The sequence below is a fragment of the Enterococcus sp. R12 genome (genome assembly GCF_058135755.1).
In genome coordinates, this window is sequence record NZ_CM176874.1 from 476,071 (window position 1) to 491,989 (window position 15,919).

Annotated in this window: 14 protein-coding genes; 11 read left to right on the plus strand and 3 right to left on the minus strand. The window is 43.7% G+C overall.

From position 1 onward, the window contains the following. Positions 1–72: 72 nt before the first annotated feature. Positions 73–1,104, plus strand: coding sequence for a tRNA preQ1(34) S-adenosylmethionine ribosyltransferase-isomerase QueA (queA, locus tag ACTW1R_RS02230; protein WP_010748742.1), 1,032 nt, complete (start codon positions 73–75; stop codon positions 1,102–1,104). A gap of 450 nt (positions 1,105–1,554) precedes the next feature. Here queA and ACTW1R_RS02235 read toward each other — a convergent pair whose 3' ends face one another. Next, a complete protein-coding gene (locus ACTW1R_RS02235; RefSeq protein ID WP_010748743.1) occupies positions 1,555–2,265 on the minus strand; it encodes a DUF975 family protein in 711 nt (236 codons plus the stop codon). 198 nt (positions 2,266–2,463) lie between these two features. On the opposite strand from ACTW1R_RS02235, the gene tgt reads away from it, so the two are divergent. Both tgt and yajC read left to right on the plus strand, forming a co-directional pair. Beyond that, entirely contained in the window at positions 2,464–3,609 is a 1,146-nt protein-coding gene (tgt, locus tag ACTW1R_RS02240) for a tRNA guanosine(34) transglycosylase Tgt (protein ID WP_005227333.1), read from the plus strand. An 83-nt stretch (positions 3,610–3,692) separates the two neighbouring features. After that, entirely contained in the window at positions 3,693–4,034 is a 342-nt protein-coding gene (yajC, locus tag ACTW1R_RS02245; protein ID WP_005232170.1) for a preprotein translocase subunit YajC, read from the plus strand. Between the two features lie 131 nt (positions 4,035–4,165). Here yajC and ACTW1R_RS02250 read toward each other — a convergent pair whose 3' ends face one another. After that, entirely contained in the window at positions 4,166–4,597 is a 432-nt protein-coding gene (locus tag ACTW1R_RS02250) for an Hsp20/alpha crystallin family protein (protein WP_005227339.1), read from the minus strand. A 247-nt stretch (positions 4,598–4,844) separates the two neighbouring features. Between ACTW1R_RS02250 and ACTW1R_RS02255 the strand changes: the two genes are divergently transcribed. The 8 genes from ACTW1R_RS02255 to adhE all read left to right on the plus strand — a co-directional run bounded on the left by ACTW1R_RS02255 (position 4,845) and on the right by adhE (position 14,104). Then, positions 4,845–5,687, plus strand: a complete 843-nt coding sequence (locus ACTW1R_RS02255) for a YitT family protein (protein ID WP_005227341.1) — start codon at positions 4,845–4,847, stop codon at positions 5,685–5,687. Between the two features lie 26 nt (positions 5,688–5,713). Next, positions 5,714–6,442: a GntR family transcriptional regulator, LSA1692 subfamily gene (locus ACTW1R_RS02260; RefSeq protein ID WP_016609636.1), complete on the plus strand. Its 729-nt coding sequence runs from the start codon at positions 5,714–5,716 to the stop codon at positions 6,440–6,442. 25 nt (positions 6,443–6,467) lie between these two features. Continuing rightward, complete coding sequence (locus tag ACTW1R_RS02265) at positions 6,468–7,769, plus strand: Sapep family Mn(2+)-dependent dipeptidase (RefSeq protein ID WP_271814292.1); 1,302 nt, start codon at positions 6,468–6,470, stop codon at positions 7,767–7,769. A gap of 124 nt (positions 7,770–7,893) precedes the next feature. Next, positions 7,894–8,841 carry a glycosylasparaginase gene (locus ACTW1R_RS02270; RefSeq protein ID WP_271814294.1) on the plus strand — a complete coding sequence of 316 codons (948 nt, stop codon included), beginning with the start codon at positions 7,894–7,896 and terminating at the stop codon, positions 8,839–8,841. A gap of 77 nt (positions 8,842–8,918) precedes the next feature. Then, on the plus strand, positions 8,919–9,212 hold the full coding sequence (locus ACTW1R_RS02275; protein ID WP_489927383.1) for a PTS sugar transporter subunit IIB: 294 nt from the start codon (positions 8,919–8,921) through the stop codon (positions 9,210–9,212). 68 nt (positions 9,213–9,280) lie between these two features. Then, positions 9,281–10,636, plus strand: a complete 1,356-nt coding sequence (gene celB / locus ACTW1R_RS02280) for a PTS cellobiose transporter subunit IIC (protein ID WP_005227350.1) — start codon at positions 9,281–9,283, stop codon at positions 10,634–10,636. A 17-nt stretch (positions 10,637–10,653) separates the two neighbouring features. Continuing rightward, on the plus strand, positions 10,654–11,172 hold the full coding sequence (locus ACTW1R_RS02285; RefSeq protein ID WP_271814295.1) for a GrdB-related putative oxidoreductase: 519 nt from the start codon (positions 10,654–10,656) through the stop codon (positions 11,170–11,172). Positions 11,173–11,512: 340 nt separating this feature from the next. After that, positions 11,513–14,104: a bifunctional acetaldehyde-CoA/alcohol dehydrogenase gene (adhE, locus tag ACTW1R_RS02290; protein ID WP_010748754.1), complete on the plus strand. Its 2,592-nt coding sequence runs from the start codon at positions 11,513–11,515 to the stop codon at positions 14,102–14,104. 244 nt (positions 14,105–14,348) lie between these two features. Here the strand turns inward: adhE and arfA are convergent, their stop codons facing one another. Then, complete coding sequence (gene arfA, locus ACTW1R_RS02295) at positions 14,349–15,881, minus strand: arabinosylfuranosidase ArfA (protein WP_077453702.1); 1,533 nt, start codon at positions 15,879–15,881, stop codon at positions 14,349–14,351. Positions 15,882–15,919: the final 38 nt, after the last annotated feature.

Genomic DNA, 15,919 nt, shown 5'->3' on the forward strand with positions numbered 1-15,919 from the left:
AAAAAGCTGTTTTTTCAATTTTTATAAAAACATGCTAGAATAGAGAAGAATTTAGGGAAAGAGAGGAACAACATGCTTACAACTGAAGATTTTGATTTTGAATTACCGGAAGAACTGATCGCCCAAACGCCATTAAGCGATCGCTCAAGTTCCCGTTTATTAGTGGTTGACCGTGAGACTGGCAAATTTGAGGACAAGCACTTCTATAACATCATTGATGAATTGGCACCAGGGGATGCTTTGGTGATGAATGATACGCGGGTATTACCAGCTCGTATCTATGGCGAAAAACAAGAAACAGGTGCCCATTTGGAAATCCTTTTACTGAATAATATTGAAGGGGATACGTGGGAAACCTTGATCAAGCCAGCCAAAAGAGCCAAAGTCGGCACGAAGATCACCTTTGGCGACGGACGATTAGAGGCAGTGGTGGAAGAAGAGCTCGATCACGGCGGCCGGATCATTCGTTTTCAATACAAAGGGATCTTTTTAGAGATTCTGGAATCACTTGGCGAAATGCCGTTACCGCCTTATATCAAAGAACGGCTAGAAGACCCAGACCGCTATCAAACGGTTTATGCCAAAGAAAACGGCTCAGCTGCTGCACCGACTGCCGGCTTGCATTTTACCCCAGAATTGCTGGAGCAGATCGCAGCAAAAGGCGTCAAGCTGGTTTATCTGACTTTGCACGTTGGTTTAGGAACGTTTCGTCCAGTGAGTGTCGATAATATCGCTGATCATGAGATGCACAGCGAATTTTACCGTTTGACAGAAGAAGCTGCCGCTCAATTGAACGAGGTTCGGGCAAATGGCGGCAAGATCGTTGCAGTCGGAACGACTTCGATCCGTACGTTAGAAACCATTGGGACTAAGTTTGATGGGCAAATCAAAGCCGATAGTGGGTGGACGAGTATTTTTATCACGCCAGGCTATCAGTTTAAAATCGTGGAAGCTTTTTCTACCAACTTCCATTTACCAAAATCAACCTTAGTGATGTTAGTCAGTGCCTTTGCAGGACGCGACCTAACACTTTCTGCCTACCAGCATGCCATCGATGAGCGGTATCGCTTCTTTAGCTTTGGCGATGCGATGTTCTTAAAATAAACAAAAAAACTGAGCGACGTAAGCGGCTCTTTAAGTTGAAACAATTTCTCAACTTTTAGAACTGCTTTTTTGTCGCCCAGCTTACTACTAGAGGAAGGTATAAGTGGTGGTCGCTTTTTGTGGTCCATGCAAAGCAATGTTTCTCGAAAATTTGTTTTCATTTACAAACTTACACATGTTTCGTGTATTCCGATACAAAATGAGACGTATCATTTTTCGATATGGAAATGTTCGATCCTTGTTACGTTTTTCTTCTTGTTACTTTACACGTTTGGTACTAGGTGAAACTTGTACGTTCAACAACTTTTAGTAGATTGAGTTTGCGATATTTACGAAAACCACCAACAGAGTTGCTACCTTCCTTACACGTATACTATAACACGAAACGGAAGCGTTTGCAAAAGAAAAAGGTCGTTTTCCTCAAAAAAAAAAGACCGGCGAACCGATCTTTTAAGCAAGTGCTCGTTTAGGCAGATTGTCATAAAACGCTGCTTTGGTTGCACTGATGTAAGGTGTCAGCCATAAGTAGCCGATTCCTGCAGTCATGATGGCCAAAATGTGCCAGCCAATGAAGCTCAGATCAAGGATGAACAGTTGACCTTTGTAGCCTCTCATTAAATGACGACTACCTGTGATGCAGCTGAGAAAATCTGGTCGCATGCCCGTTTCTTCATAGGTATCATAAAAGACAAAATATGCTTGAGAATAAGAATAAGCTTTAATGATCCCAGGAATGATAAACAGGAACGTCCACAACGTCGTGAAAATAGTCGACAGAATATAAATGACGATGATCCCTAACACGAAAGCACCACTGAAGCCACGAAAGACATCAGAAAAGGGTTGGATCGACTGTTTTTTACCGCGTAAAAGATCAAGGAAAGTCCAAGAGATCCCAGCACCGAATAAGGCAGAAAATAGACCGCTGATCAAACCGCCGCCGCCACTGCCACCACTGCCGCTAGCGGAATTGACTGCATCGGTAGAACCAAGATCATTGAACATACCGCTTTGATATAATGGAATAACAGTAAGGACGATAATGACGAATGCGATAGCGATCGAGATCAAAGTCGGTACAATACACATCAAAACACTGTCTTTCCAGCGTCCTCGCAGCATTGCTTTTGCTTCTGCTTTTAGTTCTCTATTTGATTTCATTTCAAAAAACCTCCCTTCAATATAAATAACATGATAGCAAACTTTCGCTAAATCTTCAAAAAAAAGTAATAGATGTTTCGCATGACTAGGAGAAAATACTCTTAGTTTCTTTAAACTTCCTTGCAAAATGTAAGGGCAACCCTTATCATAGATAGCGTTGCACAGTTAATCGAGTATAGAGAGAAAGTAGGGAAATGAATGACGGAACCAGCCATTCGTTATCGTCTGATAAAGAAAGAAAAGCATACCGGTGCCCGTTTAGGCGAACTGATCACGCCTCACGGAACCTTTCCAACGCCAATGTTCATGCCAGTCGGCACATTAGCAACGGTCAAAACCCTTGCCCCTGAAGAGTTGAAAGAAATGGGTGCAGGCGTCATTTTAAGCAATACCTATCACTTGTGGTTACGTCCAGGAGAAGACATTGTTGCAGAAGCAGGCGGCTTACATAAATTTATGAATTGGGATCAACCAATCTTAACAGATTCAGGTGGTTTCCAAGTCTTTTCATTAGCCGAAATGCGCAACATCGTCGAAGAAGGTGTCCATTTCAAAAACCATTTGAATGGGTCGAAAATGTTTTTATCTCCTGAAAAAGCGATTGATATCCAAAACAAATTAGGGTCAGATATCATGATGAGTTTTGATGAGTGTCCGCCATTTGATGAAAGCTATGACTACGTCAAAAAATCGGTGGAACGGACGTCTCGCTGGGCGGAGCGTGGCTTGAAAGCCCATGCCAATCCAGATCGGCAAGGCTTGTTTGGGATCATTCAAGGTGCAGGCTTTGAAGACTTGCGCAAGCAAAGTGCCCAAGACTTGATCAGTATGGACTTCCCAGGGTATTCCATTGGCGGCCTGTCAGTTGGCGAACCAAAAGCGGAAATGAATCGCGTGTTGGAATTTACGACCCCTTGGATTCCAGAAAACAAACCACGTTACCTGATGGGCGTTGGGGCAGCCGACTCCTTGATCGATGGCGTGATTCGCGGAGTTGATATGTTCGACTGCGTTTTACCAACACGGATCGCAAGAAACGGTACCTGTATGACTTCAAAAGGTCGTTTAGTCGTGAAAAATGCGCAATATGCCCGTGACTTTCGACCAATTGACGAGAAATGTGATTGCTATACATGTAAAAACTATTCTCGTGCGTACATCCGCCATTTGATCAAATGTGATGAAACCTTTGGTATGCGTTTGACGTCTTACCACAATGTCTACTTCTTATTGAATCTGATGAAAAATGTCCGTCAAGCCATCATGGATGACAACTTGTTGGAGTTCCGTGAGCATTTTATTGAAGAGTATGGGTTCAACAAGGAAAATGCGAGGAATTTCTAACATTCTCTACTAAAATGGTGGGAATAATAGAGGAATTCTGATAAAGTATCTTATAGGAAAGAAAATAAATCGAGGTGAAAAAAATGGCACAATCTTTACCAATGCTCTTTATGCTGGTTGCCTTAGTGGCAATGTGGTTCTTTATGAGTCGTTCACAAAAGAAACAACAGCAAGAGCGTAAAAATCTTTTAGAAAATATGAAAGCTGGCGATGAAGTCGTAACCATCGGCGGACTCCACGGCGTTCTTTCTGAAGTCAACACAGAAAAAAGCACCGTGATCATCGACTGTGAAGGAATTTTCTTAGAGTTTGATCGTTCAGCGATCCGCACAGTGAAACCCGGAACTGTTGCATCCGTTGAGACACAAATCGAACCAGCTGATGTCGAAGACGCAACGAGCATCCAAGACGAAACCAAAGAATAAGCACAAACGCACCGTCGCTTTCTCAGAAGCGATGGTGCATTTTTTTAGTAGTCGGACAGTTTCTAAAATAAAACAAGCACCGCAGCAAAACAGAGATCGCTCGTTTTGCTGCGGTGCTTTGATTGCCTTCGTTACTCGATCGGAATCAGTTTCTTTGACGCTTGTTTGCCTTGGTCTTTTGGCAACGTCAATTTCAAAATTCCTTCAGCGTAAGAGGCTTTGATTTCATCCTCTTTGACGTTTTCTAACAGGTATTGCCGCCGAACGCTTGTCAAGCTGCGCTCGCTGCGAACCAGACGTCCTTTTTCATCTTCGGTCGCATGATCCGTCTGGTGTTGTCCCGTAATCGTTAAAACCCCATTTTCATAGGTTACTTGAATATTTTCTTTAGGGATGCCAGGCAGTTCTGCTTCAACGAGAAATTCCTTGTCATTCTCGTGAATATCGGTTTTGATCAGGTTCGATGGAAACCCATCAAAAAAACTGCGGCCAAAATCTTCAAAGAAATCAAAAGGTGTCATACTGTATGAATCTGAGCGGCGTGGCACAATCTCATGTGTCATAAGAATCATCCTTTCTTTATTCTTTTGTTTTTACACTTTTTATTTTATTCATTTTTTAGCGAATTTCAAGTGATTTACTCGCTTTAAAAAAATCTTAAAAAACCTTTGATACCAACGTTTTTCTCCTTGATTTTGGCGTGTTTTTACCTTGCTTCGTTCCTGTTTTCCCCCTCATTTCGCCTGCTTTTTCTGCGTGACAGTATATACTTAATGATATATACTAAAAGCGAAGTGGAGGAGGAAAAACATGGCACGTTATAGAAAACGAATGCTTGTTGCTTTGATCTATGCATTGCTGTCGTCGATTGCCCTAAATCTCTTTTGGCTGCCGGGAAATATTTATGCGAGTGGGATCACTGGTTTGTCGCAATTGTTGTCGCAGCTTTTAGATGAGCAGTTGAATCTGCAGCTTTCGATCCCGCTTTTGGTGCTTTTTTTTAATGCGCCATTGTTAGCGGTTGCTTGGGTCAAAATCGATCGAGAATTTACCATCATGACGGTTTGTACCGTCGTCCTGTCTTCTGTTATGATGAAGGTGGTACCGGTCATTGCTTTAACGACCGATCCGGTGATCTGTGCCGTGTTTGGCGGATTGCTGCACGGGGTGTCGGTGGGCTTGACATTGAACGACGATTTTTCAACGGGTGGGCTTGACATTTTAGGGATTTTAGTGAAAAAAGCCACTGGTAGAAGTATCGGCAGTTTCTTTATAGGCTTCAATGTCAGTTTGCAGCTAGCAGCTGGGCTGATCTTTGGCTGGCCTTATGCTTTTTATAGTGCCATTTCCTTCTTCATCAGTGGGCGGATGGTCGACTACGTCAACCTGAAGCAGCGGCGTGTGCAGCTGCTGGTCGTTACAGAAAAAGCAGAACCCGTCATTACGACGTTGCAATGTGCCTTGCAGCGAGGCATCACGGTCATCAACGATGTCGAAGGTGGATTTGATCATCAACAGAAAAAACTATTATTACTTGTCATTTCCCATAGAGAACTCAAGACTGTCGAAGGCATGATCCAAGGAATCGATGAACAAGCGTTTGTCAGTGTTTCTTCTGGCGTCAGTGCCAATCGATCGTTTTATGAATGGTAGCAAAGTGAAAGAAAGTAGGAGAAACGTTGAAAAAACAAGCAGTATTTCAAGAAGTTGCCCAGCAGATTGCGCAACGGGTTCATGAAGGTACGTACGTGACGAGCCAAAAGCTTCCTTCCGATTATGATTTAGCAGAGGAATTTCAGTGCAGCCGTTTAACGGTGCGCAAAGCCATCGATCTATTGATTGGCCAGAATTTGTTAGTGAAAGAAAAAGGCAAAGGAACCTATGTCATGAAACAGCCCAAGATCCAAAGCGGCTCTGGCGGGCTCCAAAGTTTTACCGAGACTGCCAAAATCCAAGGGAAAAAGACCCGTACGGAAGTTTTGCATATCGAAACCGTCAAAGAGCTCCCGATAGAGATTGGTCAGCTGTTTGGCGATTACGCCAAGGAACCAATCGTTTATTTGGTGCGCTTGCGCTACTTTGATGATGAGCCGATGACGGTGGAAAATCTTTACGTACTGAAACGCTATCTGCAAGAAGACACCGCAGAACTCACGAAAGCTCAATTAGAGTCGTCTTTGTATCAAGTCATTGAAGCCAACATCGAGATTGGTTATTCCCATCAAGAGGTGGAAGCTGTGAAAAGTCCGGCCGATATTGCGAAACTTTTACAGGTGCCTCAAGAGGAACCGATGCTTTTGGTCCATTCGATGACCTATTCCGCATCAGCCAAACCGATCTTATACGATACATCCTATTACCGAGCAGACAAATATACCTTCAAAAATACATTAGTGCGTCAAAAATAAAATCAATCCTTTAGAGGTGAAGACAATGGATCCACTCACAGTAAGTATTGAAGCCAATTGGTCAGAATTTCTCACGCTTTTGAGCGAGGTGATGCAGATCGCAAGCGTCAAAGGTGAGCCGGCGCCTCATGCGCCTTATGGCACAGGACCACGAGAAGTGTTAGCATACGTCATGGAAAAAAGCGCAGCATACGGGTTTCAAACAACGGTCATCGATGATGCGATCGGCTATGCCCATTGGGGACCAACGGATACCGACTATATCGGTGTGTTAGGACACTTGGATGTCGTCTCGGCAGGTTCTGGTTGGAGCTACCCACCGTTTGCACTAACTGAAAAAGACGGCAACTTTTATGGCCGAGGGATCTTAGATAACAAAGGCCCGATCATCAGCTGTTTGTTTGCCATGAAAGTATTGAAAGACCTTGGTCATCAACCGCAATTACCGCTGCGGATCATTTTCGGTACAGATGAAGAAAGCGGCATGTCGGATATCCCGCATTATCTAGCGGTTGAGCAGCCACCGCGTTTTGGTTTTACGCCAGACTGCAAGTATCCAGTGGTTTACGGCGAACGGGGTGTCGTCAATGTGCAACTTGATTTTCCATTGCCCGTCCAAGAACAGCAGCTGTTAGCTGCGTTTTCTGGCGATCAATTCCGCGATCATGTGCCAGACCACCTATCGGTAACCGTAGGCAGCCAGTCCTTTGAAGCACTAGGCAAACGCTCCCCTAGCAATGCCCCTGAGCTAGGGGACAATGCCATTACAAAACTTGCGCAGCAAGCGGCACCGCAACTGGCGGCGACACCGTCATTGCAAGCAGCTTTGCAGTGGATCACCCAAAGTTTTCACCAGCAGCACTATGGCAAAGGCCTTGATTTGGTACTAGAAGATGCCGACTCAGGAAAATTGATCTTGACCCCTGTGGTTCTCCAAAAATCCGCCAGTGGACTAGCGTTAGAAGTGGCCTTTCGCTATCCTGTATCGGTAACGGAGGAACAAGTGCTCGCTGGGGTGCAAAAGGCATTGCCAAAAGGGGCAAGCCTTACGATCCTTCGCAGCATTCCAGGGTTCTGCCGATCAAAAGATGCCCCCGAAATCCAAAAGCTATCGACAATCTATCACCAAGTAACGGGCAATGATCCAACCCCCGTGACGACTACAGGAGCAACCTATGCCCGCAAGATGCCAAACATCCTTGCTTTTGGTCCGTCTTTTCCAGGGCAAAAAGGGATCGCTCATAACCAAGATGAGTACATGGCGGTTGCCGATCTACGGACGAATCTTGAAATTTATTTGCGCAGTTTACAAGCACTGACAAAATAAGCGAAGACACGAACGAAGAAGAGTTTTTCCAATTTTTTTGAGAAACTCTTTTTTTAGTATAGACATAGTAGTATATACCGTATAGAATATACTTGAAAGCGCTATGAAAAATGGAGGGATAGTTATGTGGGGAATGATTGCTACATGGCGGATGGCACACGATGGCGTGCTCGCTGCTAAAGCAATATTAGAACAACAAGGCTCCTGCCAAGATGCAGTAGAAACAGCCATTAAAGCAGTGGAAGATTATCCATTTTATAAATCGGTGGGGTATGGCGGGCTGCCCAACGAAGAAGGCGTGTTGGAAATGGACGCTGCCTTTATGGATGGTGATACCTTCAAAATTGGTGCCGTTGCAGGGATCGTCGATGTGGGAAATCCTATTTCCGTGGCACGCCGCCTAAGTGAGGAAAAATTCAATAGTTTTCGGATCGGCCAAGGAGCGGTTGCTTATGCGCTTGCCGAAGGATTCCAGCCCAAAGAGATGCTGACACCGCGAGCCAAAACCATTTGGGAAAAGCGCAAAGCAGAGATCGCTGCCAACAACCTCGATCCCTATGACGGCCACGATACAGTGGGAGTAGTTGCGCTGGATGAACACCAAAGCATGGCAGCAGGAACCTCTAGTTCTGGTTTATTTATGAAAAAAAGCGGTCGTGTTGGCGATTCACCTTTATCTGGATCTGGTTTTTATGTGGATAGTGAAATCGGCGGTGCCGCTGCCACAGGGTTAGGGGAAGACTTGATGAAAGGCTGCCTTTCCTACGAGATCGTCCGTTTGATGGGAGAAGGGCTAGCACCGCAAGAAGCATGTGATCAAGCCGTTTACGACTTTGAAGCGCGATTGAAGAAGCGCTACGGCAAAGCCGGCGCCTTCTCGCTGATCGCCTTAGATAAACAGGGTCGCTGGGGGGTGGCAACCAATGTAGAATTTACCTTTAGTGTCGCAACCACCAATCAAGAGCCTGCTATTTTTATGGCAACGCCAGGACCTGAGCAGACAACCGTGATCGAACCCATCACGAAAGAATGGTTGGAGGCTTATGAAAAACGAATCAAAGCGCCGGTCTAACAACCGCGATTGAGAAAAACAAACATTGGAGGAATGGATATGGCAACGAAAAAATCTATTTGTTTTGTGAAGCTGGAATGTCAACGAGTATCATGGTCAATAAAATGATGGAAGTCGTCAAAAAGCACAACATGCCTTTGACGATCGAAGCATTCCCTGCGATCCATGCAGAAGAAAAAGTCGAACAAGAAAAACCAGTCGCTATTTTGTTAGGTCCACAAGTACGACACTTAGATAGCAAAATGAAAGCAACGTTCGAGCCAATGGGGATTCCAGTCGGCACGATCGCGACAGAAGCATACGGCATGATGGATGGCGAACGAGCGTTGAAAGATGCCTTAAGCTTGATCAAAAAAGCCAAAGCAAAGTAATAAAAGTGTTGGAGTAACAGGGGACTACGTGTTATCTGCCAGATAGCACGCAGATGGGAGGAAGAAAAATGCAGAAATTTTTAAACTGGTTAGAAAAAGTGTTAACACCGATGGCAAAGACGATCGGTGAAAACAAATACTTGATTGCGATTCGTGATGGTTTCTTATTATCCACACCGTTGTTGATCGTGGGTTCACTCTTTTTAGTCTTGACCAATTTTCCGATTCCAAATTGGAACGAGATGATGAGCAGTTTGCTGGGAGACAACTGGGCAACGATGTTGAATATGCCAGCAACAGCCAGCTTTGACATTATGACGATTTTAGCCGTTGGTGGGATCGGGTATAGTTTGGCAAAACAGTTTAAAGTTGATGCCATGCAAGCAGCCATTATTTCACTCGTTTCTTTTTTTATCGTGACACCATTTACGACCGTTTTCACACCAGAAGGCTCTACGGAAGTATATGAAGTTGGCAGCCTGCCATTACGATGGATGGGTTCTAGCGGTTTGTTCTTAGGGATGGTCGTTGCCTTGATTTCCACCAGAATGTTCGTTGCGTTATTACGTAAAGGGTGGACGATCAAAATGCCTGACGGTGTTCCCCCAACCGTGGTGAAATCCTTTGAGGCATTGATTCCCAGCTTTGTGATCGTGACGGTTTTTATGATCGCCAACTGGTTAGCCAACTTGACATCTTATGGCAATCTGCAAGAGATACTCTTTAAGTTCTTACAGACACCATTGTTAAGTTTAGGAAATACTTTAGGTGCCATGATCATAGCCTACCTATTTTTGCATTTTTTCTGGTTCTTTGGGATCAATGGTTCCAGTGTGGTCGGCGCTGTCTTCAACCCTATCTTACGGGCATTATCTATTGAAAACTTAGATGCTTTCAAGAATGGCGCAGAAATCCCTAACATCATCACCGGTCAATTTCAAGACATGTTCGCGACCTTTGGTGGGGGCGGTTCGACATTATCTTTGATTTTAGTCATGATCTTAGTCTGTAAAAGTCAACGGGTCAAAAAACTATCACAGTTATCGTTGATCCCAGGTATTTTCGGGATCAATGAACCCATCATCTTTGGGTTACCGATCGTCTTGAATCCAGTTCTGCTGATTCCTTTTGCTTTAGTACCAACGATCAATATTATTATCTCATACTTCTGTATGGATCTTGGGTTAGTCAACTATACCAATGGAATTCAACTGCCATGGACCACGCCACCGATTATTTCTGGTTTCTTAGTCAGTGGTTGGCAGGCGTCTGTTTTACAAGTCTTGTTGATCCTCTTAGGAATGGCTATTTATTATCCGTTTATCAAAGTCTTAGATAATCAATATCTAAAAGAAGAAGCGGATGCCGTTGAACAAGAAGAAGAGGAAATCAATTTTGATGATTTCGATTTTGATGATCTATAAGAAAAGAGGCACCGCTCATGAAAAAAATAATTTTGATTCTCAATCATGTCACTGCAGGGATGGGAAGTGATGAAAATGCTCAGTTGCCGCCAAGCGGCAAAAAAGCTGCCCTTGGTCCAGGTCGAACCTTGAATCCACTTTTTCAAGAGCAAGACGCACAAATCGTTGCAACGCTTTATTGTGGTGACCAATATTATCACGAGCATCAAGAAGAAGTGAACAAAAAATTTGTGGGGTTTGCTAAAAAATTTGCCGCCGATGCCGTTCTTTGCGGACCTGCGATGCATTATCCTAATTTTGGCGAAATGGCAGCAGGATTGACGAAAGTATTCAATGCGCAAGGAATTCCAGGGGCTGCAGCGATGTCAGAGGAAAACCCAGCAGTGGCAATCTATGCCAAAGACATCTATATCTTGAAGATGCCGAAAAAAGGTGGAATCGGATTGAATGATTCCTACAAAAAGATGGCGCACGTTGTTTCCCAGCTTGCCCACAGAAAGCCTCTAACAGAAGCAGACCAAGAAGATTTGTTTTAAAGAGAAAGACGATCAGCGCTGGCTGGTCGTTTTTTTGACCTCAAAGGTCACTTTGAGCAATGTAAAATACTAGAGGGAAGAGATCGTTTCTAAATGTGAGCAGTAATCCAGTGTAATTTATAGATTGTTCAATCAAACACATGACATTTTTCTTAATAAAAATCGAAAATTTTGTCCACTTCTTTTCTTGAAAAGGCTTTGTAAACGGTTAAATACCAGAAAATAAAATAAACTGTGAAAAAAATCACAAAAACTATTTACAAACGAAAAAAGATGTTGTATGATCTGTATGTGAAGTAGTTAACAAACAAAACATGTTTAAAAACTAGGAGGACATACAATGGCTAAGACATTGGAAAAAGAAGTGACAATCGACGTACAAGCAATGATCGACGATTTAGCAACGAAGGCAAATGTGGCGTTAAAAGAAATGGAAAGCTTTGATCAAGAAAAAGTGGACCACATTGTTCATGAAATGGCAATGGCAGCATTAGACAAACACATGCCTTTAGCTAAAATGGCAGTAGAAGAAACTGGCCGTGGTATCTATGAAGATAAAGCGATCAAAAACATGTACGCTTCAGAATATATTTGGAACAGTATCAAACATGACAAAACAGTCGGCGTGATCAATGAAGACAAACAAAAGGGCTTGATCGAAATCGCTGAACCAGTTGGTGTCGTTTGTGGGGTAACACCAACAACCAACCCAACATCTACAACGATCTTTAAAGCAATGATCGCTTTGAAAACACGTAACCCGATCGTTTTTGCTTTTCACCCATCTGCACAAAAATGTTCAGCAGAAGCTGCACGTATCGTTCGTGATGCAGCCATCGCTGCTGGGGCACCTGAAAACTGTGTGCAATGGATCGAACATCCATCAATTGAAGCGACTGGTTTATTGATGAACCACCCAGGAATTGCGATCGTATTAGCAACTGGTGGCGCTGGCATGGTCAAAGCAGCATACTCAACTGGTAAACCTGCATTAGGTGTTGGACCAGGGAACGTACCTGCATATATCGAAAAAACAGCGAAAGTGAAACGAGCAGTCAATGACTTGATCGTATCAAAAACTTTTGATAACGGAATGATCTGTGCCTCTGAACAAGCAGTGATCGTTGATAAAGAAGTCTATGCCTCTGTGAAAGCAGAATTTGAAGCACATCAAGTCTATGTTGTAAAAGCAAAAGAATTACAAAAACTTGAAGATGCCGTGATGAACGAAGGAAAATATGCCGTAAATCCAGCAATCGTTGGACATTCAGCAATGGAAATCGCGAAATTAGCAGGCATCAACGTACCAGAAGGAACAAAATTATTGATCGCTGAACTTGACGGTGTCGGTGCTGATTACCCACTATCAAGAGAAAAACTTTCTCCAGTTTTAGCAATGATCAAAGCAAACAACACGGAAGACGCGTTCGAAAAATGTGAAGCAATGCTTGATTTAGGCGGATTAGGCCATACAGCGGTGATCCACACTGAAAACGAAGACTTGCAATTAGCATTCGGCCTACGCATGAAAGCTTGCCGTATCTTAGTTAATACACCATCTGCAGAAGGTGGTATCGGAAATATCTACAACGAAATGATTCCATCATTGACACTTGGTTGTGGTTCATACGGGAAAAACTCTGTATCACGAAATGTTTCTGCTGTGAACTTGATCAACGTGAAAACTGTAGCGAAACGGAGAAATAATATGCAATGGTTTAAATTGCCACCAAAAATCTTCTTTGAAAAGAACTCTCTAATGTACTTGGAGAAAATGGAAAACGTTGAACGTGTCATGATCGTTTGTGACCCTGGTATGGTTCAATTCGGCTATTGCGATACGGTTCGTGAAGTACTTGCTCGTCGTAAAAATGACGTGAAAATCGAAGTCTTCTCTGACGTAGAACCAAACCCATCAACAAACACCGTTTACGCTGGAACAAAAATGATGGTTGATTTCAAACCAGATACAGTGATCGCCCTTGGTGGTGGATCAGCAATGGATGCTGCCAAAGGCATGTGGATGTTCTATGAGCACCCAGATACTTCATTCTTCGGCGCGAAACAAAAATTCTTAGATATCCGTAAACGGACATACAAGATCGACAAACCAGAAAAAACGCAATTCGTTTGTATCCCAACAACGTCTGGTACTGGTTCTGAAGTAACCCCATTTGCGGTTATCACTGACAGTGAAACACACGTGAAGTACCCATTAGCTGATTACGCATTGACACCAGATGTTGCAATCGTTGACCCTCAATTCGTAATGTCAGTACCTGCTTCTGTTACAGCAGACACTGGAATGGACGTTTTGACTCATGCGATCGAATCTTATGTGTCAGTAATGGCATCTGATTACACTCGTGGATTGAGCTTACAAGCAATCAAGTTAGTCTTTGACTACTTAGAAAAATCAGTGAAAACACCTGATATGGAATCTCGCGAAAAAATGCATAATGCCTCAACAATGGCAGGTATGGCCTTCGCCAATGCATTCCTAGGTATTTGTCACTCAGTAGCCCACAAAATCGGTGGTGAATATGGTATTCCTCACGGACGTACAAATGCGATTCTTTTACCGCACATTATCCGTTACAATGCCAAAGACCCACAAAAACATGCAATGTTCCCTAAATATGACTTCTTCCGTGCCGATACAGATTACGCAGACATTGCGAAATTCTTAGGCCTTAAAGGCAAAACAACGGCTGAATTGGTTGAAGCATTGGCAACAGCTGTTTACGAATTAGGACAATCTGTTGGTATCGACATGAGCTTGAAAGCGCAAGGCGTCACTCAACAAACACTAGATACAACAGTTGATCGCATGGCTGAATTGGCTTACGAAGACCAATGTACAACAGCAAATCCAAAAGAACCACTAATCTCTGAATTGAAACAAATCATCGTTGATGCCTATAACGGCTAAACAATGAATCAAGAACACCCTGCGGTATCTTAGCTGCCGCAGGGTGTTCTTTTGTCGTCTCTTTTTTTGGAAAAGTAAGCCGACAGTTGCCGCCTTTTTGCACAGATCAGTTAAGAATGCGAAAAATAGCAAGTGAACAGGGTGGATCATAAAAAAGGAGTGGATTTCTCCACTCCGTAAAAGTCTCGTTTTTTCAGGATGTCACCAAGGCTGCTGCTTTTTTTTGCTAAAACAGATACGCTCGTTACTTGCTGACGTTTTTCTTCAAGCGTAGCATCTGGAAGCTTTGTTTTTCCAAGACGACACGCAAAATGCCGTCATTCAATTCCGCTGTTTTTCCATTGACGGGCACAACGTTGTTCGGGGTTGCTTCGGTATTGACGGCATGCAAGTCTGGGTGGTGCAAGACTTGATGGGTAGCGATTTGCAATGAATCATATTGACGCAAGTCGCAAGTGAATTCATTGGCATCCTGCAAATCCTTATTTACTAAGAAAAAGGTCAAATAGTCATCTTCGTTTTCGATCGCAATGGCATCCACATAAGAAGCTTTTCCGTGGCTGCTATCGAAATCAGCCCCTCGAAGGATGCTATGCAACACGTGACCGCGACCGTAGTTGCTGATCATTTCATAGGGATAAAAAATCGTTTGTTTCCAAGCGGCAGTATCGGAAGTCATGATCGGTGCGATCACGTTGACCAGCTGTGCCATGCAGGCGATTTTAACGCGATCTGCGTGATGAAGCATTGTGATCATCATGCTTGCGACGAGTAACGCATCTTCAAAGTGATAGACGTCTTCTAATTGTGGTGGGTGTTGACTCCAAGGTTCAATTTTTTGATCCTGTTCATTTGAGTGATACCAGACGTTCCATTCGTCGAAGGAAATATTGATCGTCTTCTTGCTTCGGCGTTTGGCTTTCACTGCATCACAGATTGCTGCAACTTGACTGATGAACTGATCCATTGCGACATTGCTTGCTAGATAATCTTGGCTATCGCCGTTACGGTTGCCATAATATTGGTGCATGGAAATGTAGTCGACTTGATCGTAACAATGACTTAATACTGTATCTTCCCACATGCCAAAGGTCGGCATCGTGAGAGAAGAACTACCACAAGCGACGGTTTCGATCGTTGGGTCCACCAAACGCATCGCTTTGCCAGCTTCTTCTGCGAGACGGCCATATTCATCGGCTGTCTTATGTCCTTCTTGCCAAGGACCGTCCATTTCATTGCCTAGACACCAAAGTTTGATGTCATGAGGATCGGCCACCCCATGGGCACGACGGAGGTCACTATAATAGCTGCCGCCTTTTAAATTGGTATATTCGATCAAGTTTTTCGCTGCTTCGATTCCTCGTGTCCCAAGATTGATCGCCATCATCGGTGCCGTATTGACTTGCTTGGTCCAATCCATAAATTCGTTTAAGCCGAACTGATTGCTTTCGATTACCCGCCAGGCCAAATCGATTTTTGCGGGCCGTTGCTCTTTAGGGCCGACGCTATCTTCCCATTTATACCCAGAGACGAAATTGCCTCCTGGGTAACGGACGATCGGCACATTCAACTGCTTGATCAAGGCAGCGACATCTTGACGAAAGCCTTGCTCATCGGCAAAAGGACTTTCTGGTTGATAGATCCCTTCGTACACACAGCGCCCTAAGTGCTCCACAAAAGAGCCGTAGATCCGTTCGTCGACTGGTGCCAAAATAAAGTGTTTGTCTAAATACATCGTAGTTTTCTTCAATTTTGCAACCCCTTTCTTTTCCTTCATTGTAGCGGTAGTCCATGAAAATAAACACTACATTCTGT

Coding starts and splice junctions, on each gene's coding strand:
- queA (WP_010748742.1), top strand. CDS start 73: ATGCTTACAACTGAAGATTTTGATTTTGAATTACCGGAAGAACTGATC.
- ACTW1R_RS02235 (WP_010748743.1), bottom strand. CDS start 2,265: ATGAAATCAAATAGAGAACTAAAAGCAGAAGCAAAAGCAATGCTGCGA.
- tgt (WP_005227333.1), top strand. CDS start 2,464: ATGACGGAACCAGCCATTCGTTATCGTCTGATAAAGAAAGAAAAGCAT.
- yajC (WP_005232170.1), top strand. CDS start 3,693: ATGGCACAATCTTTACCAATGCTCTTTATGCTGGTTGCCTTAGTGGCA.
- ACTW1R_RS02250 (WP_005227339.1), bottom strand. CDS start 4,597: ATGACACATGAGATTGTGCCACGCCGCTCAGATTCATACAGTATGACA.
- ACTW1R_RS02255 (WP_005227341.1), top strand. CDS start 4,845: ATGGCACGTTATAGAAAACGAATGCTTGTTGCTTTGATCTATGCATTG.
- ACTW1R_RS02265 (WP_271814292.1), top strand. CDS start 6,468: ATGGATCCACTCACAGTAAGTATTGAAGCCAATTGGTCAGAATTTCTC.
- ACTW1R_RS02270 (WP_271814294.1), top strand. CDS start 7,894: ATGTGGGGAATGATTGCTACATGGCGGATGGCACACGATGGCGTGCTC.
- ACTW1R_RS02275 (WP_489927383.1), top strand. CDS start 8,919: ATGTCAACGAGTATCATGGTCAATAAAATGATGGAAGTCGTCAAAAAG.
- celB (WP_005227350.1), top strand. CDS start 9,281: ATGCAGAAATTTTTAAACTGGTTAGAAAAAGTGTTAACACCGATGGCA.
- ACTW1R_RS02285 (WP_271814295.1), top strand. CDS start 10,654: ATGAAAAAAATAATTTTGATTCTCAATCATGTCACTGCAGGGATGGGA.
- adhE (WP_010748754.1), top strand. CDS start 11,513: ATGGCTAAGACATTGGAAAAAGAAGTGACAATCGACGTACAAGCAATG.
- arfA (WP_077453702.1), bottom strand. CDS start 15,881: ATGAAGGAAAAGAAAGGGGTTGCAAAATTGAAGAAAACTACGATGTAT.